Here is a 25,850-nt window from a genome sequence, read left to right on the forward strand (position 1 = left end):
TACCGGATTTCACGCGAAGGTTGCCCGTTCACCCTTTCGAAGCGGGGGCGGCTGCTGACAGACTTCCCAGGGTGCCCGACTTCGACATGCTCGTCATCGGTTCCGGACCCGGCGGCCAGAAGGCCGCCATCGCCGCGGCCAAGCTCGGCCGCCGGGTCGCCGTCGTCGACAGCCCCGACATGGTCGGCGGTGTGTCCATCCACACCGGGACCATCCCCTCCAAGACCCTGCGCGAGGCGGTCCTCTACCTGACCGGTCTCACCCAGCGCGACCTGTACGGCCAGAGCTACCGGCTGAAGGAGGACATCACCGTCGCCGACCTGACCGCGCGCACCCAGCACGTGGTCAGCCGCGAGGTGGACGTCATCCGCAACCAGCTCTCCCGCAACCACGTCACCCTCTGCTCCGGCACCGGCCGGTTCGTCGACCCGCACACCGTCGCCCTGCGCGAACCGACGGGCAACGAACGGCTGTTGAGCGCGGAGCACATCATCATCGCCACCGGCACCCGGCCGGCCCGCCCGGACAGCGTCGAGTTCGACGGCCGCACCATCATGGACTCGGACAACGTGCTGTCCCTGGAGCGGGTGCCGCGCTCCATGGTCATCGTCGGCGCCGGTGTCATCGGCATGGAATACGCCAGCATGTTCGCCGCGCTCGGCAGCAAGGTCACCGTCGTCGAGAAGCGCGCCGCCATGCTCGACATGTGCGATGTCGAGGTCGTGGAGTCGCTCAAGTACCACCTGAGGGACCTGGCCGTCACCTTCCGGTTCGGGGAGACCGTCGCCGCCGTCGAACGGCACCCGCGGGGCACGCTGACCGTACTGGAGAGCGGCAAGAAGATACCGGCGGACACGGTGATGTACTCGGCGGGCCGCCAGGGCCTGACCGACGGACTGGACCTGGACAGGGCGGGCCTGTCCGCGGACCGGCGCGGCCGGATCACGGTGGACGACCACTTCCGCACCGAGGTGCCGCACATCTACGCCGTCGGCGATGTCATCGGCTTCCCGGCGCTCGCCGCGACCTCGATGGAACAGGGCCGGGCCGCCGCGTACCACGCCTGCGGGGAGCCGGTCGGGCAGATGGACAACCTTCAGCCCATCGGCATCTACACCATCCCCGAGATCAGCTTCGTCGGCCGGACCGAGGACCAACTCACCGGGGACAGTGTGCCGTTCGAGGTCGGGGTGGCCCGCTACCGGGAGCTGGCCCGGGGCCAGATCATCGGCGACTCGCACGGCATGCTCAAGCTCCTGGTCTCCCCCGAGGACCGGCGGCTGCTCGGTGTGCACTGTTTCGGCAGCGGAGCGACAGAACTGATCCATATCGGTCAGTCGGTGATGGGCTGCGGCGGCACGGTCGACTATCTGGTGGACGCCGTGTTCAACTACCCGACGCTCGCGGAGTCTTACAAGGTCGCGGCCCTGGACGCCACCAACAAGCTGCGGCAGCTCGACCGGCTGGAGGACTGAGGGGACCGGCGGAACCACTGCTTCCGGCGTGAGGATTGTCAGCCTCAGTCGGCATATGTGATTACCGGTCGGTCAGCTTGAAAGGTCAAAGAGTGCCGCTATAGTCACACCCACACACGCGGTGTGACCGTTCGCCGACTCTGGGCACGCGGCCTTCACCACCCTTTCTTCTTCTGACCGGCCCCCTGCCCGAGGCCATCCCTCACCGGGTACGGAGCGGGTCGTGCACCCCCCACCCGTACCATCGCGGGTCTGCACTCCCGTGCGCCCTGCACGACCGGAAAGCAGCACAACCATGAGCAACATCAGGGGCAGAGGGCTCCAGGCCAACGCCCTCGGCACGTTCGACACCGTGGTCATGGCCGTCGCGGGCAGCGCCCCCGCGTACTCGCTGGCCGCGACCACCGCGGTGCTGGTCGGAGCCGTGGGACTGGCCAGTCCGGCCGCCCTGCTGTGGTGTGCGATACCGATGCTGGGCATCGCGCTCGCCTTCAGCTACCTGGGCCGTATCGACGTGAACGCGGGCGCGAGCTACTCCTGGGTGGGCCGCACCCTGCACCCGTTCCTCGGCTTCGTCAGCGGCTGGGCGCTGGTGGTGTCCGCGACCATCTTCATGGTGGCCGGCTCCCTGCCCGCCGGGTCCATGACCCTGTCCCTCTTCGACGCGGACCTCGCCGGCAACGTGGCCCTGTCGACCGCGGTCGGCGCCGCCTGGTTCCTGATCATGCTGGCGGTGGTGCTCGGTGGCGCCCGCCTCACCGTGCGCGCCCAGTTGCTGATGTCCGGCATCGAGCTGGCGATCCTGCTGCTGTTCATGGTGCTGGCCCTCTTCCACACCGGCAACGCCCGCACCTTCGACTGGTCCTGGCTCGGCTTCTCCCACTTCGACGGCGTCTCCGGGTTCGCCTCGGGCGCACTGATCGCCGCCTTCTACTACTGGGGCTGGGACGTCACCAGCAACCTCAGCGAGGAGACCCGCAACTCCCGCCGCACCACCGGCCTCGCGGGCCTGATCGGCGTCGGCATCGTCTTCGCCCTGTTCGAGGTGTTCACCATCGCCGTGAACGTCATCCTGTCCTCGGACCAGATCGCGGCGAACAAGGCCAACGTGCTGGGTGTGCTGGGCGAGCAGGTCTGGCCGGGGTGGGGCGGCAAGCTGCTCATCGTCGCCGTGATGCTGTCCACCATCGCCACCCTGGAGACCACCCTCATCCAGGTCACCCGCTCGCTGTTCGCGATGGGCCGCGACCGTACGATGCCGAGCGCGCTGGGCAAGGTGCACCGCACCTGGAACACCCCGCACGTGGCGATCAGCGTGGTCGGCGCGGTGGCGCTGACGCTGTTCATCGCCTCCAACGCGCTGGGCTCGGTGGGCGAGATCCTCTACGACGCCATCTCGGCGATCGGCCTGCAGATCGCCGTCTACTACGGTCTCGCGGGCCTCGCGGTGGTCGTCGCCTACCGCAAGATGCTGTTCAAGTCGGCGGGGAACTTCCTGCTCGGCGGGGTCTGGCCGCTGTTCGGCGCGCTGTTCATGTTCTGGATCTTCTTCGAGTCGCTGGGCGAGCTCAGCGGCGCGGCGATCTCGATCGGCATCGGCGGTCTGGCCGTCGGCCTGATCCCGATGCTCTGGTACTGGAGACAGGGCAGCGACTACTACCGGCCGGCCAAGCTGGACGCCACCCGTACGGTGGAGGCCGACTACGTCCCCGACGACCACGTCACCGTACAGGCCCAGGCCTACGAAGGCCTCCCCACCGATTTCTGAGGGACGAGTCCGATGGCGCGCGACCGCTTCGCCCCCGACTTCGACCCGGACTGCGGGGACGAATCCCTCACCACGGCCCGTCAGGACATCGTCATCGGCCGCTGGCAGGGACTGAGGGAACTGCTGAGGACCACCGGCCCCGACTGGCTGGTCCGGGGGCACCGGGTACGGCTGCTGGCACAGGCCTGCTCGGGCAACTCGACGGCCGAGTCCTGGCTGGCCGCCGAGCCGCACGGCGCCGACGCGCTGGTGCTGCGGGCGGCGACCGAGACGGCCCGGGCGTTCACCCTGGCCATCTCGGCGGGCCGGGGTGTCCCGATCGACCGGGCCAGGATCGACACCGCCGTGCTGGCCTGCCTGGCGGCCGCCGAGGCCTACCCGCAGGACCCGACCCCCTGGGTCTCCCTGATCTCGGTGGCCCGGCTCTATCCGACCGGGGTGCGCCGGCAGGAACTCGCCCGCTGGTGGGACGAGTTGCACCGGCGGGACCCCTACAACGTGGAGGGCCATCTCCAGGTCCTCCACTACTACTCCGCGCGCTGGCACGGCACCCACGGCCTGATGTACGACTTCGCCCGGGACGCCGCCGGGGTCGCCCCGCCGGGGTGCCCGCTGCCCGTCCTGGTGCAGTACGCCCGCGTCGAGGAGTTCCGGTACGCCCTGGACACGGCACAGGGACAGCAGAACTCGGTCGCGCTGAGCCAGCACTGGAAGCACGACGGCGCGGTCAGCGACGTACGGCGCACCTGGGAGCGCTGGATCGCCCAGCGCGGCGAGGCTCCGGTCGCCCCCGGCGAGCTGCGCGACCTCAACTACCTGACGCACGCGGCCTGCCAGGCGGGCGTCACGGACATCGCCGCGGACCTGCTGCGGCTCCAGGGCCGACGCGCGACCCGCACCCCGTGGTCGTACACCGGCGACGCGGAGAAGCAGATCGTCAAGTGGCGCGCGGATCTGAAGCTGCGTGGTTGATACGCCGTATGTCGGCCGCGGCGCCGTCGTGGCTGCTCACGCAGTTCCTCCCGCAGCCTCGGCGGGGGTACCCCCAGCGCCCCTTCGGGGCGCTGCTCAGCCCTCGGCCTGCTCGGCGGGCCGGGGGGCCAGGCCCGCCGTCCACTTCTCCTCGATGCGGCCCGCCTTCCAGATCAGCAGGGCGATCGCCCAGGTGGCGAAGAAGAGGCCGACGATGACGAAGCCGACGGTGTTGAGGTCGAGGCCGGAGATCCAGTCCCAGAAGACGCCGTGCAGCTCCATCTTGTCGGCGAGGAGGCCGAGGAGTTCCACGGTGCCGATGATCAGGGCGACGGCCACGGACAGACCGGTGATGGTGAGGTTGTAGTAGACCTTGCGGACCGGCTTGGAGAACGCCCACTCGTAGGCGAAGTTCATGAACGAGCCGTCGATGGTGTCGAGGAGCGACATCCCGGCCGCGAAGAGCACCGGCAGCGTGAGGATGGCATACCAGGGCAGGCCGGAGGCGGCGCCGGAACCGGCCAGGACCAGCAGGGCGATCTCGGTGGCGGTGTCGAAGCCGAGCCCGAACAGCAGGCCGAGCGGGTACATCTGCCAGGGCTTGCTGATCGAGCCGGTGACCCGGCCGAGGAAGCGGTTCATGAAGCCGCGGTTGTTCAGCTGGGTCTCCAGCGCGGCCTCGTCGTAGGCGCCGGAGCGCATCTGCCGGAAGACCTTCCAGATGCCGGCCAGGACGACGAGGTTGATGCCGGCGATCAGGTAGAGGAAGGTGCCGGAGACCGTCGTACCGATCAGGCCGGTGACCTCGTGGAGGTGCGAGCCGTCGTCCTGGACCGGTCCGGCCAGGGTCTTCATGCCGAGCGAGAGCAGCAGGGCGAGGCCGAAGACGATGCTGGAGTGGCCGAGGGAGAACCAGAAGCCGACGGACAGCGGGCGCTGCCCCTCGCCCATCAGCTTGCGGGTGGTGTTGTCGATGGCCGCGATGTGGTCGGCGTCGAAGGCGTGCCGCATGCCCAGCGTGTACGCGGTCACGCCGATGCCTATGCCGAACGACTCGGTGCCCACGCTGAAGTGCTGTGGCGCGATGATCCCGACCAGGGTGCCCCAGCCGATGACGTGCAGGGCCAGCACGAAACCGGCCATCCCGCCGACCCTGATCCACTCCTGGCGTGTCATGGAGCCCCGGACACGGCGCCAGGCCGAGCGCTTGGTCTCGGCCTGGGCGGGGAGGGACGGAGCGGAACCAGGGGCGGCCGTCATCGGGGGGTGACATCCTTCGGTCGAGCGATGGGCAGCTGCCATCGGCAGCCTTGTGCCATCCTCCCGCACTTGCACATCGTTCGCAGCAACGCCCGCGGCAGACCTTCACCAAGAGATCTTCATGAGAAGGTAAAGACCGGGTCCGGCGGTCAGGTCGCCAGCAGTCCGCTCCCCAGCCAGTCCTTGGCGTTCTTCACGCCCGGCAGGGCGAAGAAGTAGCCGCCGCCGGTCGGGGAGATGTAGTCGACGAGGGGCTCGTCGATGAGCCGGGTCTGGGTGGCCTCGAACTGGCGCTGGACGTCCTGGTTGTAGCAGCAGAAGGCCAGGCCCATGTCGAGGTTGCCGACGCTGTCGATCCCCCGGTCGTAGTTGTAGCCGCGGCGCAGGATGCGGGAGCTGTCGGTCTTGACGGTGCGTGGGTTGGCGAGCCGGATGTGGGCGTCCAGCGGGATGGCGTTGCCCTTCGGGTCCTTGGCGTAGTTGGGGATGTCGGTCTCCTTGGCGCCGTCCAGCGGGGCGCCGGTGTCCTTGCGGCGGCCGAACATCAGCTCCTGCTCGCTGAGCGAGACGCGGTCCCAGAACTCGACGAGCATCCGGATGATCCGGATCACCTGGTAGCTGCCCCCGGTGGCCCAGGCGGGCTCGCCCTGTCCGTCGCCGACCCAGATCAGCCGGTTGGTCTCCCGGGCGGAGTTCACGTCCGGATTGGCGATGCCGTCCTTGAAGCCGAGCAGGTTGCGCTGGGCGCCGGTCGGCCGCGGGGCGTTCTGGAAGCCGTCGATCCGCCATTTGATCTGCATGGCCCCGCGGGTGTGCTTGGCGATGTCGCGCAGGGCGTGCAGCACGGTGTCGGTGCTGTCGGCGCAGATCTGCAGCGACAGGTCGCCGTGGCACTCGGCGGCGTTGAGGTTGTCGTTGGGGAAGTTCCGCATCGGCGTCAGCCGGGCGGGCTTCGCCTTCGCCAGGCCGTAGCGGTCGTCGAAGAGGGAGGCGCCGACGCCGACGGTGACCGTCAGCGCGTCGGAGGGGACGTCGGGGCCGAGGATGCCGTTGTCGGAGGGCGGCGCGCCGACGCCGAGGTCCTCGGGGGTGCCGCCGGAGGTGAGGAAACGGGCCCGGGCGGTGATCGTCTTGAGCAGGTCGGCGAGCTCCTGCCGGTTGCCGGCGATGACGTCGAGGGAGACGAAGGTCGCGGCGGCCGGGGCCGGGGTGAGGATGCCGGCCTGGTGGACGCCGTGGAAGGGGATCTTGGTGGTGCCGCTCGCGTCGGCGGCCTGGGCCTCGGCGGTGCCGCCGGCCTGGCTCAGCGCGAAGCCGCCGCCGGCCAGGACCGCGCCTGCGGCCCCGGCGCCCAGCGCGGTCCGCACGAAGGAGCGGCGGCCCGTGCCCATCGGGCAGGACGGGGTGTCGGCAGCGGACATCGGAGGGTTCCCTTCGTGGTACGGGTGCGGGTGCTCTGCGGGGTTCATCAGGCGGACTTCCTGATCTCCAGGAGGTCCGGCACCGGGGCGAGGTCCTCAAGGAGCTGTCCGGTGGCCCCGACGATCCGCTGCCGGGTGACGGTGTCGAGCTGCTCGACCGGGGTCCAGCTCGCGCCCCGGTGCTCGGCGTCCAGGAGCTGTTGCAGGCGGGCGATGTCCGCGTCGACGGCCGGGAGCAGCTTCGGCGCCCGGCTGGTCAGCAGCGGCCGCAGCACGGTGAGCAGTTCGCGGGTGCCCGCGAGATTGGCGTTCGCGGTGGCGAGGTTGGTCCCGCTGCCCTCGTCGGTGTCGGCGGTCAGCTCGAACTGGAGGGTGTTCTCCAGGATCTCGTGGGCTCGCAGCGGCAGGTCGCCCGGATCGAAGTCCTGGGTGGGGAACGCCTTCTGGAGCCCGGCCGCGGCGTCCGCGAGCGCCTGCGCCGGAGCCTTCAGCTGCTCGGCCGTCTGGCCGTGCCACAGCCCGTACTCGACCCGGTGGAAACCGGCGAAGTCCTTGTCGGCGACCCCGCCCGCCAGGCCGTCGGCGCGGCCGTTGATCTTCTTGTCGAAGTCCTCGAAGGTGCCGTAGGCGGCGCCGAGGGAGGAGTAGGTGAGGTGGGCCGTCAGCCAGTCGGTGCGGGCCTTGTCGAGGTGGTTGCCCGCGATGTCGTCGTCGAGCGTGCGGGTCTGGGTGACGAGGGTGGCCAGGCCCTGTTCGACGTACGCCTTGTAGGCCTTCAGCGGCGCCGCGAGGTCGTTCTCGGAGACCGGTACGACCGCCTTGGCGCTGCTTCCGCCCCCGCTGACGGTGACCGATGCGGAGGTGACGGCCCTGCCGCTGGAGGGCACACAGCGCCAGGCGTAGGTGCCGCCGGCCACGGTGGCGACCAGGTCACGGGTGGTGCCGGGGGCGAGGCCCTCGATCTCGCCGTAGACCGCGTCGGTGCTCGGGTCGATCAGATACACCTCGGCGGTCTTGCTGCCGGTGTTCTGCATCTGGAAGGTCTGCCGGCCCGGCTTCGGCGCGGTGAAGCCCTTGCCGCACTCGGTCTCGGAGACGGCGACGGTCTGCCCGCTGCTCGGCTTGGGCCGGGCCAGGGCGACGACGAACCCGGCGAGGACGGCGGGGACGGCGACCACGGCGACGGGAACCACCCAGGCGGGACGGCGCCGCGGCCCGCCGACGGCCTTCGGACCGGGGCCCGGCCGGCCGGCCGCGGGACCCGGCTGCGCCTGCGACCCGGACTTCCCGGCAGAGGGCTCCACCTTCCCGGCGGGCCGCAGCTCGGGCTTCCCCGCGGAGGGCTCCACCTCCCCGGCGGGCCGGGGCTCGGCCCCGTCGGCTTCGAGTCGCGGCTCGGCCCGGTCGGCGGCGGGGCCGGCCGGCTGGGCCTGCGGCTCCGGCTTGTCGGTCGCGGGCGCCGGGTGCCCTGCGGCCTGCCGCGGCTCGGACACGTCGGCGGCGGCCCCCGGCTCGGGCTTCCCGGCGGCCGGCTTCGGTGTGGCGGCACGCACGCCCCGGACGAACAGGGTCATCACCACGGCGAGGTAGCCGGCGTAGCCGATCACCTGGAGCAAGGTCATCGCCGGGGTGATGTTGAGGACGCCCTGGAGGAGAGTGCTGTACCAGGAGCCCGCGTCGATGTGGGCGCCGAGGTCGAAGGCGTACGCCGTGTCGCCCGGAAGGACGCCGCCCTCCTGGAGGTCGCGCAGTCCGTACCCGAGGACGCCGGCGGCGATCACGATCAGGACCGCGCCCGTGCGGGTGAAGAACCGGGTGAGGTTGATCTTCAGTACGCGGCGGTACAGGCCCCAGCAGAGGCCGGCCGCCAGGACCAGGCCGATCCCGGCGCCGGTCAGGGGGCCCGCGGACTCGCCGGCCGCGCGTGCGGTGGTCCACAGGAACAGCGCGGTCTCCAGGCCCTCGCGGCCGACCGCGAGGAACGAGGTCAGGATCAGCACGCCCGAGCCCATGGCCAGGGCGCCGGTGACCTTCTCCTTGATCTCGCCGGCCAGGCTGCGGGCCGAGCGGCGCATCCAGAAGACCATCGCGGTGACGAAGGCGACCGCGATCACGCTGAGGGTGCCGCCGAAGGCCTCCTGCGCGGTCGCGGAGAGCGAGGCGGCGGTGAAGGTGAGGACCGCGCCGAAGCTCATCGCCAGCGCGATCGCGGCCAGGACGCCCGTCCACACCTGCGTCAGCCGGTTCCTGGCCCCGGCCCGCACCAGCGTGGCGACGAGGATCGAGACGATCAGTCCGGCTTCGAGACCTTCCCTCAGCCCGATCAGGAAACTAGGAAACGCGTCGTCCCACATCCGCCCCAGCCCTCCCCGGCAGGCCCGTCCCCGCCCTTTGGCTCGAACTTAGTGAAGGCATGCCTTACTCCGCCGACCATGATGACTACACCCATGTAGTCAGCCGGTCATGAACTGGCAATGGTGCGGCAAAAGCAGCGACCGGACACGGACGCGCGCACCCGGGGACACCGGCCGGACGGCGATCGTCTACATTCGGGTAGACCGTCTACATCTTCGTAGTCACCGCATCGGGAGGGCCGGCGTCGGCGTCATGGACCGCAAGAGGACCGCGGAGTTCGCAGGAAGTGTCGCGTTCGGGGCATGGGCGGCGTTCGTGGTGCTGGCTCTGATCGTGACCGGCCGGCACGGCGCCCCGCTCGCCCCGGACCGCGCGCTGCTGACCTGGTCGCTCGGGCACCGCCCGGACGTGGCGGTGGCCGTGGCCCGGGGGATCACCGCGACCGGTACCGGGATCGTGCCGTACGCCCTGGCCGTGGCGGCCGGGCTGGTGGTGGGCCGCACCCGGCGGCAGCGGCTGGTGGCCGCGCTGCTCGGCGCCGGCTGCCTGGCCCTGGGCCAGACGGCCCGGCGCGCCGTGATGGAGCTGGTCGCCCGGCCCCGGCCGCCGCAGGCCGACTGGCAGACGTCGGCCTCCGGCTGGTCGTTCCCCTCCGGCCACACCACCACGGCCGCACTCGCCGCCGGCCTCGTGATCCTGGCGATCTGGACGAGGGCCCCGCGCGGCCGTACGCCCTGGTGCGCGGCCGTCGCCTGCTGGGCGCTCGCCGTGGGTGCCACCCGGGTGTTCCTGGGCGTGCACTGGTGCACCGATGTGCTCGGCGGCTGGCTGTTCGCGGCCGGGTGGCTCGGGCTGTGCGTGTGCGTGGCGTCCCGGTGGGTCCCCGACACGGGGGCGCCGGACGACGCACCGGGGAGACCGGTGGCCGCGCCCTGAGTCAGGGGGTGGCGGCGGGTCCGTCCGGGCGGGTGCGGCGCTGGTCGACCATCTCCCGGGTCAGCTCCGCCGTCTCGGCCTCCGGCAGCCGTTCGAAGCCGTCCGCCGTGATGACCGAGACCAGCGGGAAGATACGGCGGCCGAGGTCGGGGCCGCCGGTCGCCGAGTCGTCGTCGGCCGCGTCGTACAGCGCCTGGAGTGCGGCCAGCGCGGCCTCCCGGCGGGTGAGGCCGGTGCGGTACAGCTTCTTCAGGGCGCCCCCCGCGTACGGCGAGCCGCTGCCCTCGGCGTGGAACGCGCGCTTCTCGTAGAGGCCGCCGGCGACGTCGAAGCCGAAGATGCGGCCGCGCGACCCCGCCGGCGCCTTGGGGTCGTAACCGGCGAGCAGGGGGACGACGGCGAGGCCCTGCATGGCCTGGCCGAGGTTCTCGCGGATCATCGTGGCGAGTCGGCGGGCCTTGCCGTCGAGGGTCATGGGGAGACCCTCGATCTTCTCGAAGTGGGTCAGCTCGACCTGATAGAGCTTGACCATGTCGAGGGCGAGCCCGACCGTGCCGGCGAAGGCGACCGCCGTGTGGTCGTCGGCGGGGTGCACCTTCTCCAGGTCCCGCTGGGCGATGAGGTTGCCCATGGTGGCCCGGCGGTCGCCGGCGATCAGCACGCCGTCGCGGTAGGCGAGGGCGAGAACGGTGGTGCCGTGCGGGAAGGCGCCGGGCGCGGCGACCGTGCCGGGAGGCAGCGGGCTGCGGGTGGGCAGCAGTTCGGGCCGGTGGGCGGCGAGGAACCCGGCGAAGGACGAGGTCCCCGGTGTGAAGAACTCCTCCCCCAGCCGGCCCTCGGTCTCGTGCCCTGGCATGGCGGTCCCCCTCCTGTCGGCCGACGACACCGGACTCCTACCTGATGCGGGCCGCCGGGAAACGCCCGCCCGGTCACAGCGCCCGGCGCCGGATCAGCATCCCGAGCACCAGCAGGCCCGGCAGCAGCGGCAGCCAGACGGTGAGCAGCCGGTAGCCGAGCACGGCGGAGGCGGCCGCGGCGGCCGGGGTCCCGGAGGCGGTGAGGGCGAAAGCGAGGGCCGCGTCGAGCGAGCCGAGGCCGCCCGGCGTGGGCAGCAGCGCGGCGGCACCGCTGGCGGCGAGGTAGAGCAGCGCCACCCGGGCCGGGGACAGCGGCAGTTCGACCGCCCGGGTCACGGCGAAGAGCACCAGCGCGTGCAGCCCGGCGAAGGCGAGCGACCCGCCCCACAGTGCGGCCGCCCGGACCGGCCGGGCGTGCAGGGCCCGGATGTCGGCGGCCACGGCGGCCACCGCGCCCCGGCAGCGGGGCCACACCCGGGCCCGGAACAGCGCCACGGCCAGGGCGGCCGTCCCGGCCAGGGCGAGGAGCGCGGCCACGGGCACGTGCGGGATCCGCAGCAGCCCCGGGCACGCGGGAGCGAGCACGGCGATGAGAACCAGCCGGACCACGGCACCGGCGGCCGCCTTGACCGCGAGGGCCGACGCTCCGCGGCCCGCCGGAAGTCCGCAGCGCACCAGGAACCGCAGGTTCACCGCGCCCGCGCCGAGCCCGGCGGGCAGCACGTGGTTGGCGGCCGAGGCGGCGAACTGAGCGGCGACCAGCCGCCCGCCGGGCAGCCGGCGCGTGACCGCGCCCTGCTGGGCGAGCGCCGAGGACGCCCAGGTGCCGACCGCCGCCGTCGCCGCCACCAGCAGCCAGCCCTGGTCGGCCACGGCGAGCCGGAGCGCCCCGTGCGTCACGGCCGGCCAGTGCCGCCGGACCAGCCAGCCCGCGCCGAGCAGCAGCACCAGGCAGGCACCGCTCTGCCAGTAGAGACCCCGGCGGCCCAGGACGGGCGTGGCGTTCACGTTCGGGACCATCGAGGCACCCACCCCTGTTCCTCTGCGACGCGCAGGACCCTCCATGGGCTTCAGGGACAAACACTGACAAACTAACCGGACTTACCGACGGAGGCAGCGCTGATACGGCCATGCGAACGGCGGCACTACGCGCTGTAAGGTTGTGCCATGGCTGGCACAGGGTCCCGCGGCAGGGCGGAGCGGCGCAGCGCCGGAGAGCTGGAGAGCGAGGTCCTGGCAGCCCTGTGGGCGACCGAACGCCCGTTGACCCCGGCCGAGATCCAGACCGAGATCGGCGGCGGTCTCGCGTACAACACGGTGCACACGATCCTGAAGCGGCTGTACGACAAGGGCCTGGTACTGCGGGACGCGGACGGGCGGCGCGGCGCGTACCGGCCGGCCAAGAACGCGGCCGAGCTGACCGCCGAGGCCATGCACGAGGCCCTGGACCGGGGCCCGGACCCGATCGCGGCGCTCCAGCAGTTCGTGTCCGGGCTGAGCCCGGAGGAGGAGCGGGCGCTGCGGAGCCTGTTCGCCGGAGGCGGCGCATGAGGTTCGACGTCTACACTCCGCTGCTGGTCTCGCTGCTGCTGCCCCTGGTCAGCCCGGTGATCGGCCGCCGGGTGGCGCCCGCACTGGCGGCGCGCGTCCTGGCGTCCGCCGCCGTGCTGACCGCCGCCGCGACCGCCTGGTCGCTGGTCCTGCTGACGACGGCCCTGCTGGGCGACGCCCCGCCGGTGGTCCGGGAGGCCCACGAGGACGGCCGCCCGCTGGCCGACCCGGTGCCCGAGGTGATCGGCGTCGCCGCGTGCGTCGCGCTGGCCGTGGTGGTCTGGCGGGTGCAGCGGGCGGTGCGGGCCGAGCGGCACACCCGGCGGGCGCTGCGGCGGCTCTGCGAGGGGCATCCGCGGGACACCGAGCTGGTGGTGGCCGCCTGCGAGGTGCCGCAGGCCTTCGCGATCCCGGGCCGGCCGGGCCGCATCCTGGTCACCTCGGCGATGCTGGGCGCGCTGGCGCCGGCGGAGCGGCGGGTGCTGCTCGCGCACGAACGTGCCCATCTCCGCCACCGGCACGGCCGTCTGGTGACCGCGGTGACGCTCGCCGCGGCCGCCAACCCGCTGCTCGGCCCGGTCCGCGCGGCCGTGACCTTCCTGGTGGAACGGTGGGCGGACGAGCAGGCGGCGACCGAGGTCGGAGACCGCGGCACCACCGCCCGGGCACTGGCCCGTGCGGCACTCAGCGCGGGCCGCGCCACCCGCCCGGCCTGCGCCCTCAACTTCACGGACCGCGCGGTCACCCGCCGCATCGCGGCGCTGCAGACGACCCCGCCGCCGCAACTGTGGCCGGCCGCCGCGGCCGTTCTCGCGCTCGGCGCCCTGGCGGCCCTGTTCGCGGCGGACGCGACGAGCGACCTGGTACGGCTCCTTTTCAACGCCCTGACGTGAAGCGCCCCGTCCTTTTTGGGGGGCGGGGTTGTATCGATGTGCGGCTGCCGCCGCGCGGGCGCGACCAGCCGCACTCGACCGGCACTTCGCAGTGCATCCGGACCCCTGCGGCGCTATCGGTCGTCCGCGCCGCCGTCGTGGCTGGTCGCGCAGTTCCCCGCGCCCCTTACGGGACGCTGCAGCTCAGCTCGGCCGGCTCGGCGCCCGGTGCGGCGGCTGGGCCGGCGTGGGCCCCGGCCTCGCCGGCGGTACCGCCCGTACCGCCGGGCCGTCCGTGCCGACCGTGACCGGCTCGCCGTGGTGGTGCACCGTCAGCGGCGGGCCGTCCAGCAGGGTGTACGTCGCCTTGTCGGCGCCGATCTCCACGCGCAGCCTGCTGCCGCGCAACTGCAGGCTGAAGGCGAGCCGGCGCAGCCGCTCCGGCAGCCGGGGGGCGAAGCGGGCGCCGTCGTCGTAGTGGCGCAGCCCGCCGAAGCCGGCCACCAGTGCCATCCAGGTGCCGGCGAGGGAGGCGATGTGCAGTCCGTCGCGGGTGTTGTGCTCCAGGTCGTCGAGGTCCATCAGCGCGGCCTCGGCCGTGTAGGCGTGGGCGAGCGTCAGGTGCCCGGCCTGGGCGGCGACGACGGCCTGGCAGCAGGCGGACAGCGAGGAGTCGCGGACGGTCAGCGGCTCGTAGTAGGCGAAGTTGCGGGCGATGTGCGCCTCGTCGAAATAGGCCTCGCAGGTGTACATCGCCAGCACCAGGTCGGCCTGTTTGACGACCTGTTTGCGGTAGAGGTCGAAGTAGGGGAAGTTCAGCAGCAGCGGGTACTGCTCGGGGCGGGTGTTCTCGAAGTCCCAGCGCTGGTACCGGGTGAATCCGGCGTGCTGTTCGTGAACCCCGAGCTCGTGGTTGTAGGGGATGTGCACGGACTCGGCGGCGTCCCGCCAGGCGGCGGACTCCTCCGCGTCGACACCGAGCCGGGCCGCCTGGCGCGGGTGGCGTCCGACGGCGTCGGCGGCGGCCAGCAGGTTCGCCCGCGCCATCAGGTTGGTGTACGTGTTGTCGTCGGCGACCGCGCTGTACTCGTCGGGGCCCGTGACGCCGTCGAGGTGGAAGGCGCCGCGGCTGTCGTGATGGCCGAGCGAGCGCCACAGCCGGGCGGTCTCCACGAGGAGTTCGACGCCGGTGTCCCGTTCGAAGTCGGTGTCGCCGGTGGCGGCGACATAGCGGACCACCGCGTCGGCGACGTCGGCGTTGACGTGGAAGGCGGCGGTACCGGCCGGCCAGTAGGCCGAGCCCTCCGAGCCGGCGATGGTCCGCCAGGGGAACGCGGCTCCGTCCAGGCCCAGCTGGGCGGCGCGTTCGCGGGCGGCGGGCAGGGTGTTGTACCGCCAGCGCAGCGCCTCGGCGACGGCGCCGGGGGCGGTGTGGGTGAGGACGGGCAGCACGAACATCTCGGTGTCCCAGAAGGCGTGCCCGTCGTACCCGGAGCCGGTGAGGCCCTTGGCGGGTATCGCCCGCTGTTCGGCGCGGGCCCCGGCCTGGAGGACGTGGAAGAGGGCGAAGCGGACGGCCTGCTGGACCTCCTCGTCGCCGTCCACCTCCACGTCGGCGCGGGACCAGAAGTCGTCCAGGTAGCCGCGCTGTTCGTCGGCGAGCCCCTGCCAGCCCTCGTGGGCGGCGGCCGCGAGGGCCGCGTCGACCTGGTCGGCCATGGCGGGCAGCGAGCGCACCGCGGACCAGCCGTGGGCAACGAGCTTCTGCACTTGCAGCCGCTGCCCCGGCTCCAGCACGGAGGTGACGGTGAGCCGGGCCACGTCCGCACCGCTCTCGGCCTCCGTCGAGGTCCGCTCGGGACCGGAGACGGTGTGGTCGGCGGCGACCGCCACCCGCAGGCCGCTGCGCCGGGTGCGGTGCACGAGGCGCAGCCGGTGCCCGGAGGCGAAGGTGTCCTCCTGCTCCAGCGCCGACTCCAGTGCCATGGCGGCCCGCGGATCGCCGTTGGATCCGGGCAGCTGCTCGTTGGCGACCAGCTCGGACTGGACCACGATCCGGCAGCGCCGGTCGACGGCCTCCACCTCGTAGGAGACGGCGGCGATGGCCCGCTGGGTCAGGGACACCAGCCGGGTGGAGCGCACCCGCACGGTGGAGCCGGCCGGCGAGGTCCACTCACAGGTCCGTTCCAGGACGCCCCGGCGCAGGTCCAGCACCCGCTCATGGCCGGCGAGGCGGCCGTAGCGCAGGTCGAAGGGCTCGTCGTCGACCAGCAGCCGCAGGATCTTGCCGTTGGTGACGTTGATGACGGTCTGCCCGGACTCGGGATAGCCGTAGCCCGCCTCGGCGTACGGCAGCGGGTGCACCTCGTGCACGCCGTTGAGGTAGCTGCCGGGCAGGCCGTGCGGTTCGCCCTCGTCGAGGTTGCCGCGCCAGCCGACATGCCCGTTGGACAGCGCGAACACGGACTCGCTCTGCGCGAGCACGTCCAGGTTGAGCGCGGTCTCGCGGACCGTCCAGGGTTCCACGGCGTACGACCGGTGGGTGATCACTCCTTGCCTCCCAGCTCGGCGAGGTCCTTCACGACCGTGTCCGCGCCGTGTGCGTACAGGGCGTCCGTCTGCCCGACGCGGTCGACGCCGACGACGTACCCGAACCGGCCCGCGCGACCCGCGTCCATTCCGGCGAGGGCGTCCTCGAAGACCGCGGCACCGGCGGGTTCGACCCCGAGCTCGTGGGCGGCTGCCAGGAAGGTGTCGGGGTGCGGCTTGCCGGGCAGCCGGCGCTCGGCGGCCACGACTCCGTCGATGCGGACGTCGAAGAAGTGCTCGGCGCCGATCGAGCGCAGCACGTCACGGCAGTTGGCGCTGGAGGAGACGATGGCGGTGCGCAGCCCGTGCGCGCGGACCGCCGCCAGGTAGCGCAGGGTGCCGTCGTAGGCCTCGACGCCCTCGGTACGGATCTTCTCCAGCAGCAGTTCGTTCTTGCGGTTGCCGAGGCCGTGCACGGTCGGCGCGTCCGGTGGATCGTCCGGGGCGCCCTCGGGCAGGTGGATGCCGCGGGAGTCGAGGAAGGCACGGACCCCGTCGGCGCGGGGGCGTCCGTCGACGTACTCGTCGTAGTCGGCGACCGAGTCGAAGGGCCGCTGCCCCTCGTAGCCGCGCAGGAAGGCGTCGAAGGTCTCCTTCCAGGCCGCCGCGTGCACGACGGCCGTCTTGGTGACGACCCCGTCGAGATCGAAGAGACAGGCCTGGATGGTGTCGGGCAGCCCTGGTGCAGTCATGTCCGGCATCTTCCCCACTGGACGGTTTCCAGGGGGTGGCGCCCGCCACATTCCGGGCCCGGTGTCACACTTTTTGCGTGCCGCTGACTTTCGAAGACCTCCTCGCCCGCGCCCGTTCACTCGCCGGACGCGGTCCGCGCGCGATCCTCGGCATCGCGGGCAGCCCCGGTGCCGGCAAGACGACCCTCGCCGAACATCTGGTGCGGGAGCTGAACGGCACCGGCGAGCCGTGGGCCGCGCACGTGCCGATGGACGGCTTCCACCTGGCCGACGTCGAGCTGGACCGCCTCGGTCTGAGGGACCGCAAGGGGGCGCCCGCGACCTTCGACGCGGCCGGGTACGCGGCGCTGCTGCGGCGGCTGCGCGCGGAGACGGACGTCGTGGTGTACGCGCCCGGCTTCGAGCGGGTCCTGGAGCAGCCGCTCGCGGGCGTGATCCCCGTCCCGCCGACGGCCCGGCTGGTGGTGACGGAGGGCAACTACCTGCTGCTGGCGGACGGTTTGTGGGCACGCGTGCGGCCGGCCCTGGACGAGGTGTGGTTCTGCGAGACCGACGAGGCGGAGCGGGTACGGCGGCTGGTCGCCCGGCACGAGGAGTTCGGCAAGGGGCACGACCAGGCGGTGGCCTGGGTGGCGGGCACCGACCAGCTGAACGCCGATCTGGTCGCGACCACCCGGGACCGGGCGGACCTGGTGGTGCCCCGGACGGTGCTGACCGGGAAGGTGCGGCGGTCGGATCGGACAAAGTCACGGACCGCTGTCGATCCGGCCGCGTCCCGTTCGACATCATGATGTGCGGCGTCTCGCCCCACGAGGACACGAACCGAACCTGGCGAGGAAACACGTGGATCAACTGCTGAGAGTCATGAACTTCGTCGTCTCGGCCGACGGAGTCGCTGCCGGTGCCGGTGAGCACCAGAGCCTTGAGCGGCCGTTCGGCCTCGACCGTGCCGAGAGGCTGTTCGCCTGGGCCGGCGCCACCGCGAGCTGGCCCAACCGCACGGATGCCGGGGGCAGCCGGGGCCTCGACGACTACTTCACCCGCGACTTCGCCCGCAACATCGGCGCCGAGATCATGGGCCGCAACAAGTTCGGGCCCCAGCGCGGGCCCTGGCATGACCACGAGTGGCGCGGCTGGTGGGGCGACGAGCCCCCGTTCCGCACTCCGGTGTTCGTCATGACCCATCACGAGCGTCCGTCGTTCACGCTCTCCGACACCACCTTCCACTTCGTCGAGGGCGATGCGGCCACGGTCCTCGCCCAGGCGCGGGAAGTCGCGCAGGGCAAGGACGTCCGGCTCGGCGGCGGGGTCACCACCGTCCGGCAGTTCCTCGAAGCCGACCTCGTCGACACCCTGCACGTGGCGGTCTCGCCGGTGAGGTTCGGGGCCGGCCTACGGCTCTGGGAGTCCCCCGACGAACTACTCGACCGGTTCCACCTGGAGGTCGTGCCCAGTCCGAGCGGCGTGACCCATCACCTGTTCTGGCGAAGGTGACGTGCTCGCGGTCCAGGTCACCCTCGGTGAACTCCGGGGCGGCCTGGGCCGGGGCCGTCTAACGCACCACGCGGTGGCGGAGGTAGACGACCCCCGAACCGAAGGTGCGGGTCTCGACGCGTTCGAGATCCACCCGGCGCTCTTTCCGGGGAAAGAAGGGAATGCCGCCGCCGACCAGTACCGGGTGGACCATGGTCCGGTACTCGTCGATCAGACCCCGTTCGGCCGCCTCGGCGGCGAGCGTCGCGCCGCCGATCGCGATGGCGCCCTCTCCCGGCTCGGCGCGCAGCCGCTCGATCTCCTCCGCCACCCCGCCGGAGGCCAGCCGGGCCCGGCCCCGCACCTCCGGGAGGGTGGTGGAGAACACCACTTTCGGGAGCGGCTTCCACAGCGCGGTCCATTCGCGCTCGGCGTCGTCGAGCGCGGGATCCTGGTCGGCGGTCTCCCAGTACAGCATCGTCTCGTACAGCCGCCGTCCCATCAGGTGGACGCCGACCTCACGGATCTCGTCGATCCAGAAGCGGAAGACCTCCTTGTCGGGCGCCGTCCAGTCGAACGTGCCGTCCGGCCCGACGATGTAGCCGTCGAGTGACATGCTCATCGAATAGGTCACGCTGCGCATCGGGAGTCCCTCCTGCTCGGGAACGGGTTCGACCGTACGACCGCCGGAGACCGCAGGACTCATCGCCACGCGCGGGACAGCGCTAACAGGCGGTCAGGGCCAGTTCGGGCACCCCGTGGGCGTCCTCGGCCCCGATGGCGGCCGTGAACTCCTCGGTGTGCACGGTCAGGTCGCCTTCGAAGGACGGCGTGAAGTTCCCACCGGGTCCGTACCGTACGGCGAACACATGCAGGTGCTCCGGTGCGCCCGGTGCCGGTGCGGCCTCGTAGGCGGTGCTGGAGACCAGGTGGCGCCAGCCCACGTCCGGGTTGCCGTAGCCGCGCGGGTCGGCGGCGAGCGCGAACGCGGCCTGTTCCTGGGTGAGTTCGCCGCGCGCGTCGAAGTGGTCGGTGCCCCGCGGCGCGGGATGTGTGAGCCGCAGTGCGCCCGCCGAGGCGACCTGGCCCTCGGCGATCCGGCGTACCCGGTCGCCGTCGTCCGCCGCGTACGGCAGCCCGGACAGCAGGTACGGCGTTCCGTCGAAGCGCTCCACGGCCACCGTCACCCACAGGCTGGTGCCGTCCGTGACGTAGAGCGAGCGCACATGGCGCAGCACATGGTCGGGGCCCACGACCGGCTTGCTGACCAGCTTGGCGGTCAGGCCGTCGGCGTGGACGTCCCGGACCCGGATCTCGCCCATCGGCCGGCAGTACAGGAAGCCGTCCAGGACGGGACCGAAGCCGTGCTGTCGGTTCACCGCGGCCTGGAGGTAGTAGGTGCCGGCCGCCTCGACCAGGGCGGGGGTCATGTGGTGGTCGAAGGCGACCGACACGGAGCCCGCGCGGAGTCGGTGGCGGGCCGGGGCGGTCGACGGGGTGCGGTGCCAGGGGGTGGTGTCCTGGATCTGCCAGACCAGCATCCAGGCGAAGTGCCCGTCGACCCCGCCGTCGGGCTTGACCGCGTGCCGGCCCCAGTGGGTGTCGCCCCGGTAGCGGCCGAGGTCGGAGCCGATCCGGGCGCCGAAGTAGCGCAGGCCGAGCACCGACTCGAAGGCGGAGTGCTGTTCGCTGTAGCGGGGGCCGCCGTTGTCGAAGCCGCCGTTGGGCAGGCGTGCGTCGATGTACCGGGCGAGCGCGTCACCGTCCTCGGCGAACATCTCCGCCCCGCTGATCCGGTGGGCCTGGGCGAGGAAGGACAGGGAGATCGGGCCGTAGTTGTTGTCGTAGGCGCCGCCGTGCTCGGGCGGGAGCAGGGCACCCCGGTCGAGCACCCGGTGGGCCCGGATCTTCTCGGCGTACAGGGCCAGCGCCCGCTCGCGGAGCGGCGCCGCCTCCTCCGGCGGCAGATGGCGCGCCAGCATCAGCCCGCCGACCACGCATCCGATCGCCTGGTTGCCGGCCTCCTGCGGGTTGAAGAAGGTGGCCTCGGTCAGCCAGCGCCAGTAGCCGCGGCTCACCTCGACGAGCTCTGCGCGCTGGGCGTCGTCGACCAGGCCGTCCGCGAGGTCGAGGACGTTCACGGCCTGGAGCAGCGCCCACACCGTGCTGGGCCAGTCCCCGATCGGGTGCGCGCCCGCCTCAAGGACGTAACGGGCGTACGGCAGTCCGGAGTCGCGGACCGTGAGGTTCGGGTAGCCGGGGTTGTCCTCGGTGTAGACCCGCTCGCGCAGATGGAAGGCGAGGCTGCGGCGCACGGCCTCGGGCAGCCGCGGGTCCTTGGAGCGCTGCCAGGCGAGGGCCAGCAGGGAGGTGATGCCGAGGGAGGTGTCGCCGATGTCGTCGTCGGCGTCGGGGTGTTCGAGGTTGCCCTCGGCGGTGAGGCGGGCCAGGGCCTGCGCCACGACGTCGGCGAGGACCGCGTCGTACGCCTCGGGGGTGGCCGGCAGGTCGTGCAGCGGGCCGAGCTGGCGCGGCAGGTGCATGGGAGGTGGTCAGCCCTTCGTTCCGGAGGTGGCCTGGCGGGGTGGGTCAGGGGCGGGCGACGGGCGAGGGACGTCGGGCGCGCAGTGCGACGGTCAGTGTCTGCGGGCCGTGCCCGCCGAGGTAGACGCGGTTCCCGGTCGTCGCGTCGGTGCCGCCGGCCACGGTGTAGTCCTGGCCCGGGTCGTAGCGCAGCACCTCGGTCCGGTCCGGCCCGGCGAGGGGTTCGCCCGCCTCGACGGCGGCCTCGACGCGGATCTCGTCGTCGCCCACCCGGTAGGTCAGCGGCCCGGTCGTCAGGCACCAGCGCCCGTCGCCGATCGGTACGGCGCCCTGCGGCTCGCCACCCGGCCGGAAGGTCAGTTCGAGGGCCCAGGGCACCGATGGGCCGCTGATGTCGATCCGCAGGTCGGCTCCGTCCTCCCGCAGGTCGACTTCGACTCGGGTCGTGTGGGAGGCCTCGTCCTGAGGGCGGTCCGGGAAGGCCATCGCCGCGGAGAAGCGACCCTCGTCCACCAGGCGGTAGGCGCCGTCGTCGCGCCTGTGGTCCTTCGGGAGCGGCTGGTAGTAGGCGGTTGTGAGGCGCTGGGTGAGCCGGTACCGGTGGTCGGCGAGCCGTTCCATGTCGGCGGCGCGGAACGGGCCCAGGTCGAAGAAGCCGCGCGAGAGGCGGACCGCGTCAAGGACGGCGGCACCGGCGAACAGCCGCAGGAAGGTGGGGTTGCAGGCGAGGCCCGAGCGGATGCGCCGGTGCTCGGGCACGTCGGAGCCGCCGTACACCACGGTGTGCGCGGTGGCCGAAGCCTGGTACGCGAGGCGTGCGGTGCTCAGGTACCGGGCGCGCGGGAGCTTCTCCGCGTGCGGGGACGGCAGTTCGCGGCTCAGGTCCGGGGTGAGGAGGGTCTGGGCGAGCAGGTCGGGGTCGTCGATACCGGCGGCGGCCGCCAGCCGTGCCGCCCGGGCGAAGTCGCCCCGGCCGGTGCGGATCGCGAGGAGCCGGTAGTGCGGCAGGTAGGGCCACAGGGCGAACGTGAGCTTCTGGTCCTGCCGTCGCGAGTGGAGGGTCTCCACCGTGCCGTCCGGTCTGATCAGGTCCAGGGTGGTGGCGAGGTTGCGTTCGACGGCGGCCGACAGGTCGGTCCGGCCGAGCGCCTCGGCCAGCAGGAGCAGCGCCGGGTTGGTCACGATGGACGCGTAGACGGCGCTGCGTTCCGAGTACAGGCCGTCCGGGTCGATGTCGACGCCCTCGGCGAGCCACTCCTCGACGCGGTCGAGGAGTCGGTCGTCGGGGAAGGACCGGTGCAGCCGGGCGAGGGCCGCGCTCAGCTCCCAGCGGTGGTTCGGGGTGTGCACGCCACCGGTCAGGAGACTGGCGGTGGCGGCGCCGGCGATCTCGGCGACCCCGGCCGCCACCTCGGCCAGTTCCGGCCCCGCGCCGGCGGCGAGGACATGCGCGTCGCACACGTCGTTGACGGTGAACGCGGAGTCCGGCGGTGACTGCACGTTGTCGCCGCCGGCGAAGAGGCCGGAGGCGGTCTGCGCGGCCCGCAGGGCGCGGAGGTGGGTCAGCGCGGCGGCGGCGGCCTGCCCGCTGCCGTGCAGTGCCGAGTCCGGGGACCGGTACGCCGCGACCAGAGTCTTCACCCGGCGTGCCAGAGCGCGGTGGGTCACACCGGCGGGTTCCTCGTCGGGGTCGGCCGCCAGCGGGGCGGCCCGCCGGTCGGCGGCGCGGGCCGCCGCGCGGACGAACTCGTGGTCGAGCGGCGTGGGCAAGGTCAGTCCTTCAGTCCTGCGTTGATGTCGGCGCTCATGACGTACCGCTGGAACACCAGGAAGACGAGGATCAGCGGAATCATGGAGATGACCGATCCGCCCAGCAGCACCGACCAGTTGATGTTCTGCGCCCCGACGAGACTCTGGATGCCGATCTGCACGGTGAACTTGTTGGGGTCGTTGAGCATCAGCAGCGGCCAGATGTAGTCGTTCCACCGCCACTGGAAGGACAGGATGGCGAGGGTCAGCATGATGGGCCGGGAGATCGGCACCATGATCCTCAGGAAGATGGACAGCTCACGCGCGCCGTCGATGCGGGCGGCCTCGACGAGTTCGTCGGGGACCGTCAGGAAGAACTGGCGGAACATGAAGCATCCGGTCGCGGTGAGCACGGCCGGGAGGATGATGCCGCCGAACGAGTTGTAGAGGCCGAGGTCACGGACCACCAGGAACTCCGGGGCGAGCATGACCTCGGACGGCAGCATCGTGGTGGCCAGGATGCAGATGAAGAAGGCCTTGAGCCATTTGTTGTCGTACTTGGCCAGCGCGTACCCGGTGCAGCAGCTGACGCCCACCGTGAGGATCGTCGTGATCACGCACACGAGGGCCGTGTTGATGAAGTACTGGGAGAAATTGGCGCTGTCCCACGCTGCCTTGTAGCCCGACAGGGTGGGGTGGTGCGGAAGAACCGTCAGCGGAAGGGAGAACAGGTCTCCCGCCGGCTTGAAGGAGCTCAGGACGAACCACAGCACCGGCAGCCCGTAGAGGGCGGCCAGGATCCACATCAGTGTCGTCGCGGGTACCGCGCGCCGGAGCCCCCCGCTGCCCGCCCCGCGAGGCCGCTTCTTGGAGACGGCCCGTCGGCGACCGGCGTCGACCGGACGCGGCGTGTCTGTGGTTGTCATCGGTTCTCCATCCGCCGGTTGGCGATCAGCTGGATGATCGCGACGGCCATCAGGATGAGCATGAGCACGAACGACGCGGCGCTCGCGTAGCCGATCTGGCCCCGGTTGAATCCGGTCTGATAGATGTACTGGACAAGCAGGTTGTTCGACGTGCCTGGTCCGCCGTTGTTGAGGGAGACGAACAGCGGGTATTCCTTCATCGCGTTGATCGTGTTGAGGAGGATGACGATGAAGGACGTCGGCGCGATGCTCGGCAGCGTGATGCTGATGAACTGGCGCCAGGGGCCCGCGCCGTCGAGCGAGGCCGCCTCGTAGTACGAGGTGGGCACGTTCTTGATCGCCGCGATGAACAGCAGCATCGAGAAGGCCGTTCCCCACCAGGCGCCCGCCATCACGACCACGCCCAGCGACAGGTCCGCGTTCGACTGCCACGCGATCGCGTGCCCGCCGAGCTTCTCGATGACGTAGTTGATCAGTCCGAAGTTCTCACCGAACAGCCACCGCCACAGGACACCGACGACGATGGGCGAGATGAGCCACGGGATGAAGAAGACGACACGGGCGATCGACGCGCCCTTGGCCTGCTTGCTCACCACCAGGTTGGCGATGAGGAGCGAGAGCACGAAGTTCAGGGGAACGACCAGCACGGTGTACAGCAGCGTCCGCAACAGCGCGTCGTAGAAGGTCGAGTCACCGAACAGGTTCGTGTAGTTGTCCAGTCCGACGAACTGGAACGCTCCCACACCCGTGTAGTTCGTGAAGGAGTAGACGAGCCCGATCACCGCCGGCCACACGAAGAACAGTGCGAAGAGCACGACGTTGGCCGCGATGAGGACGAGCGGCGCCAAGGTGTACTTGCTGCGGCGTCGCCCGGGCGGGCTCCCGGACACGTCCGAGGCGCGTTTGGTCATCTTCCTGACTCCGTGCTGTGGGGATGGATTGCGGTGGGCTCACGCCATGAGCCCGGCATCACGTGGTTGGCCAGGGCGGGGCGGCGGGGGCTCGATCCCGCCGCCCGGCCCTGGGGCCTGCGATCAGCCGCCGACCTGCTGGTTGTAGCCGGCCACGATGTTCTCCAGGGCCTTGTCGGCCGACTGCTGGCCGTTGACGGCCTTGCCGAGCTCCGTCTTGGTCGGGTCGGTGGTGAGGCTCTTACCCTTCAGCACCCACGCCGTCTGGGCGCTGTTGAAGTAGCCCGAGATCGGGGCGTAGAGCGGGATCTCCTCGTTGTACAGCTTGAAGGCCGCCTGCGCCGCGTCGGAGGTGAAGGGGTACTTCGGGCTCAGGCCGCTCTCGACCGGGAGGAAGCCGGAGGTCTCGACCAGCTCGGTGTACTGCTTCGGGTCGTAGACCCAGGACATGAACTTCTTCGCGGCGGTGGAGGCGGCGCCGTTGTTGTTGAAGCCCACCATCATGCCGCCGCTGTTGACGTCACTGGCCTGCACCGGCTGGGCGGGGGTCGGGACGCTGGCCCAGTCGAACTTCTTGATGCTGTCCGCGAAGGAGGCGACCTGCCAGACGCCGGACCAGTAGGCGACCACGTCACCGCTCTGGAACATGGCGGACGGGTCGGCGCCGCTGGTCCACACCGACTTCGGCATGGTCTTGTCGTCGTTCCATCCGACGAAGGTGTTCACGGCCTTCTTGGTCGCGGCGTCCACCGAGAACTTGCCGGAGGAGTCCGCGTGGACGTACTTGCCGCCCATCTCGTACACCATGGCGCGCAGCCGGGACGGCGACTGGTCGAAGGTCAGCGAGTACTTGGCGCCGGTCTTCTCCCGAACCTTGTCGGCGGCCGCGATGAACTCGGTCCAGGTCCAGGTGTTCGACGGCGAGGCCGGGACGGCGACCCCGGCCTTCTTGAACAGCGTCTTGTTGATGAACAGGCCGGACGCGGTGACGTCCGAGGGGATGGACAGCACCTTGCCGGACGAGTCCTTGGCGAGGAAGTTGCTGTTGATGTTGTAGCTCTTGTTGTTGGCGATGGAGCTGAGGTCGATCAGCTTGTTCGACCAGATCGGGTCGAGGGCCGGCACGTCCGCGACGTCGGGCAGCGAGTTCGCCTGCGCGGCGTTGTGCAGCTTCGTCGTGTAGCCGTCGTAGGGGATGTTGACGAGCTTGACGTTGACGCCGGTTTCCTTCTTGTACTGCGCCACCAGCTTCTTCCAGCCCGCGTCCTGCCCCGGAACCGTGGAGATCCAGAACGTCAGCGACTTGGCGGTCCCGCCCGAGCCGGAGCCCGATCCGCAGGCAGAGAGCAGCAGGGCACCTGCCGCGGTCGCGGCGGCGAGGGGAACAAGGCGGCGCATACCGCCGCGGCCGAGTCGGCGAGAGCGCCGCGCACCCACAGTGGTCATCTTCGATCCCATTTCTTCGGAGGGACGGAGCACGGCGCCGTCTGAGGCGGCAC

General features: G+C 71.5%; 21 protein-coding genes. 8 read left to right on the top strand and 13 right to left on the bottom strand.

Going from position 1 to position 25,850, the window contains the following annotated elements; translation table 11 throughout:
• Positions 1-71 precede the first annotated feature (71 nt).
• The 3 genes from sthA (at position 72) to OHB00_RS04680 (ending at position 4,215) form a co-directional block, all read left to right on the top strand.
• Entirely contained in the window at positions 72-1,475 is a 1,404-nt protein-coding gene (gene sthA, locus OHB00_RS04670) for a Si-specific NAD(P)(+) transhydrogenase (protein ID WP_406431506.1), read from the top strand.
• A 295-nt stretch (positions 1,476-1,770) separates the two neighbouring features.
• Complete coding sequence (locus OHB00_RS04675) at positions 1,771-3,243, top strand: APC family permease (protein ID WP_406431508.1); 1,473 nt, start codon at positions 1,771-1,773, stop codon at positions 3,241-3,243.
• 12 nt (positions 3,244-3,255) lie between these two features.
• On the top strand, positions 3,256-4,215 hold the full coding sequence (locus tag OHB00_RS04680) for a hypothetical protein (RefSeq protein ID WP_406431510.1): 960 nt from the start codon (positions 3,256-3,258) through the stop codon (positions 4,213-4,215).
• A 96-nt stretch (positions 4,216-4,311) separates the two neighbouring features.
• Here the strand turns inward: OHB00_RS04680 and OHB00_RS04685 are convergent, their stop codons facing one another.
• The 3 genes from OHB00_RS04685 to efeU form a co-directional block, all read right to left on the bottom strand.
• A complete protein-coding gene (locus tag OHB00_RS04685) occupies positions 4,312-5,475 on the bottom strand; it encodes a HoxN/HupN/NixA family nickel/cobalt transporter (RefSeq protein ID WP_406431512.1) in 1,164 nt (387 codons plus the stop codon).
• 149 nt (positions 5,476-5,624) lie between these two features.
• Positions 5,625-6,896: an iron uptake transporter deferrochelatase/peroxidase subunit gene (efeB, locus tag OHB00_RS04690; RefSeq protein ID WP_406431514.1), complete on the bottom strand. Its 1,272-nt coding sequence runs from the start codon at positions 6,894-6,896 to the stop codon at positions 5,625-5,627.
• A gap of 47 nt (positions 6,897-6,943) precedes the next feature.
• Positions 6,944-9,250, bottom strand: a complete 2,307-nt coding sequence (gene efeU / locus OHB00_RS04695) for an iron uptake transporter permease EfeU (RefSeq protein WP_406431516.1) — start codon at positions 9,248-9,250, stop codon at positions 6,944-6,946.
• 253 nt (positions 9,251-9,503) lie between these two features.
• Between efeU and OHB00_RS04700 the strand changes: the two genes are divergently transcribed.
• Entirely contained in the window at positions 9,504-10,187 is a 684-nt protein-coding gene (locus OHB00_RS04700; protein WP_406431518.1) for a phosphatase PAP2 family protein, read from the top strand.
• A gap of 1 nt (position 10,188) precedes the next feature.
• Here OHB00_RS04700 and prcB read toward each other — a convergent pair whose 3' ends face one another.
• Both prcB and OHB00_RS04710 read right to left on the bottom strand, forming a co-directional pair.
• Positions 10,189-11,043, bottom strand: coding sequence for a proteasome subunit beta (prcB, locus tag OHB00_RS04705; RefSeq protein WP_406431520.1), 855 nt, complete (start codon positions 11,041-11,043; stop codon positions 10,189-10,191).
• 73 nt (positions 11,044-11,116) lie between these two features.
• On the bottom strand, positions 11,117-12,064 hold the full coding sequence (locus OHB00_RS04710; RefSeq protein WP_406445613.1) for a lysylphosphatidylglycerol synthase domain-containing protein: 948 nt from the start codon (positions 12,062-12,064) through the stop codon (positions 11,117-11,119).
• Positions 12,065-12,211: 147 nt separating this feature from the next.
• Here OHB00_RS04710 and OHB00_RS04715 point away from each other — a divergent pair, with 147 nt between their 5' ends.
• On the top strand, positions 12,212-12,595 hold the full coding sequence (locus tag OHB00_RS04715; RefSeq protein ID WP_406431522.1) for a BlaI/MecI/CopY family transcriptional regulator: 384 nt from the start codon (positions 12,212-12,214) through the stop codon (positions 12,593-12,595).
• Complete coding sequence (locus tag OHB00_RS04720; protein WP_406431524.1) at positions 12,592-13,488, top strand: M56 family metallopeptidase; 897 nt, start codon at positions 12,592-12,594, stop codon at positions 13,486-13,488. Before OHB00_RS04715 ends, OHB00_RS04720 begins: the two co-directional genes overlap by 4 nt.
• Before the next feature lie 183 nt (positions 13,489-13,671).
• Here the strand turns inward: OHB00_RS04720 and OHB00_RS04725 are convergent, their stop codons facing one another.
• Together OHB00_RS04725 and OHB00_RS04730 are read right to left on the bottom strand one after the other, a co-directional pair.
• On the bottom strand, positions 13,672-16,017 hold the full coding sequence (locus tag OHB00_RS04725; protein WP_406431526.1) for a glycoside hydrolase family 65 protein: 2,346 nt from the start codon (positions 16,015-16,017) through the stop codon (positions 13,672-13,674).
• Positions 16,014-16,748, bottom strand: coding sequence for an HAD family hydrolase (locus OHB00_RS04730; protein ID WP_406431528.1), 735 nt, complete (start codon positions 16,746-16,748; stop codon positions 16,014-16,016). Before OHB00_RS04730 ends, OHB00_RS04725 begins: the two co-directional genes overlap by 4 nt.
• 77 nt (positions 16,749-16,825) lie before the next feature.
• Between OHB00_RS04730 and OHB00_RS04735 the strand changes: the two genes are divergently transcribed.
• Complete coding sequence (locus OHB00_RS04735; protein WP_406431530.1) at positions 16,826-17,539, top strand: nucleoside/nucleotide kinase family protein; 714 nt, start codon at positions 16,826-16,828, stop codon at positions 17,537-17,539.
• A 52-nt stretch (positions 17,540-17,591) separates the two neighbouring features.
• Positions 17,592-18,242 (top strand): dihydrofolate reductase family protein, encoded by a 651-nt coding sequence (locus OHB00_RS04740; protein WP_406431532.1) that lies wholly within the window; start codon positions 17,592-17,594, stop codon positions 18,240-18,242.
• A gap of 58 nt (positions 18,243-18,300) precedes the next feature.
• Here the strand turns inward: OHB00_RS04740 and OHB00_RS04745 are convergent, their stop codons facing one another.
• The 6 genes from OHB00_RS04745 to OHB00_RS04770 all read right to left on the bottom strand — a co-directional run bounded on the left by OHB00_RS04745 (position 18,301) and on the right by OHB00_RS04770 (position 25,797).
• Complete coding sequence (locus tag OHB00_RS04745) at positions 18,301-18,864, bottom strand: dihydrofolate reductase family protein (RefSeq protein WP_406431534.1); 564 nt, start codon at positions 18,862-18,864, stop codon at positions 18,301-18,303.
• 82 nt (positions 18,865-18,946) lie between these two features.
• A complete protein-coding gene (locus tag OHB00_RS04750) occupies positions 18,947-20,764 on the bottom strand; it encodes a hypothetical protein (RefSeq protein ID WP_406431535.1) in 1,818 nt (605 codons plus the stop codon).
• Positions 20,765-20,810: 46 nt separating this feature from the next.
• The gene (locus OHB00_RS04755; protein ID WP_406431537.1) at positions 20,811-22,535 is read right to left on the bottom strand and encodes a hypothetical protein; all 1,725 of its coding nucleotides are present in this window, start codon (positions 22,533-22,535) and stop codon (positions 20,811-20,813) included.
• A gap of 2 nt (positions 22,536-22,537) precedes the next feature.
• Complete coding sequence (locus OHB00_RS04760; RefSeq protein WP_406431539.1) at positions 22,538-23,440, bottom strand: carbohydrate ABC transporter permease; 903 nt, start codon at positions 23,438-23,440, stop codon at positions 22,538-22,540.
• Entirely contained in the window at positions 23,437-24,351 is a 915-nt protein-coding gene (locus OHB00_RS04765) for a carbohydrate ABC transporter permease (RefSeq protein WP_406431541.1), read from the bottom strand. Before OHB00_RS04765 ends, OHB00_RS04760 begins: the two co-directional genes overlap by 4 nt.
• Positions 24,352-24,474: 123 nt before the next feature.
• Complete coding sequence (locus OHB00_RS04770) at positions 24,475-25,797, bottom strand: extracellular solute-binding protein (protein WP_406431543.1); 1,323 nt, start codon at positions 25,795-25,797, stop codon at positions 24,475-24,477.
• Positions 25,798-25,850 lie beyond the last annotated feature (53 nt).

The sequence above is a fragment of the Streptomyces sp. NBC_00631 genome, assembly GCF_045206895.1.
In the GTDB taxonomy this organism is placed as follows: Bacteria; Actinomycetota; Actinomycetes; order Streptomycetales; family Streptomycetaceae; genus Streptomyces.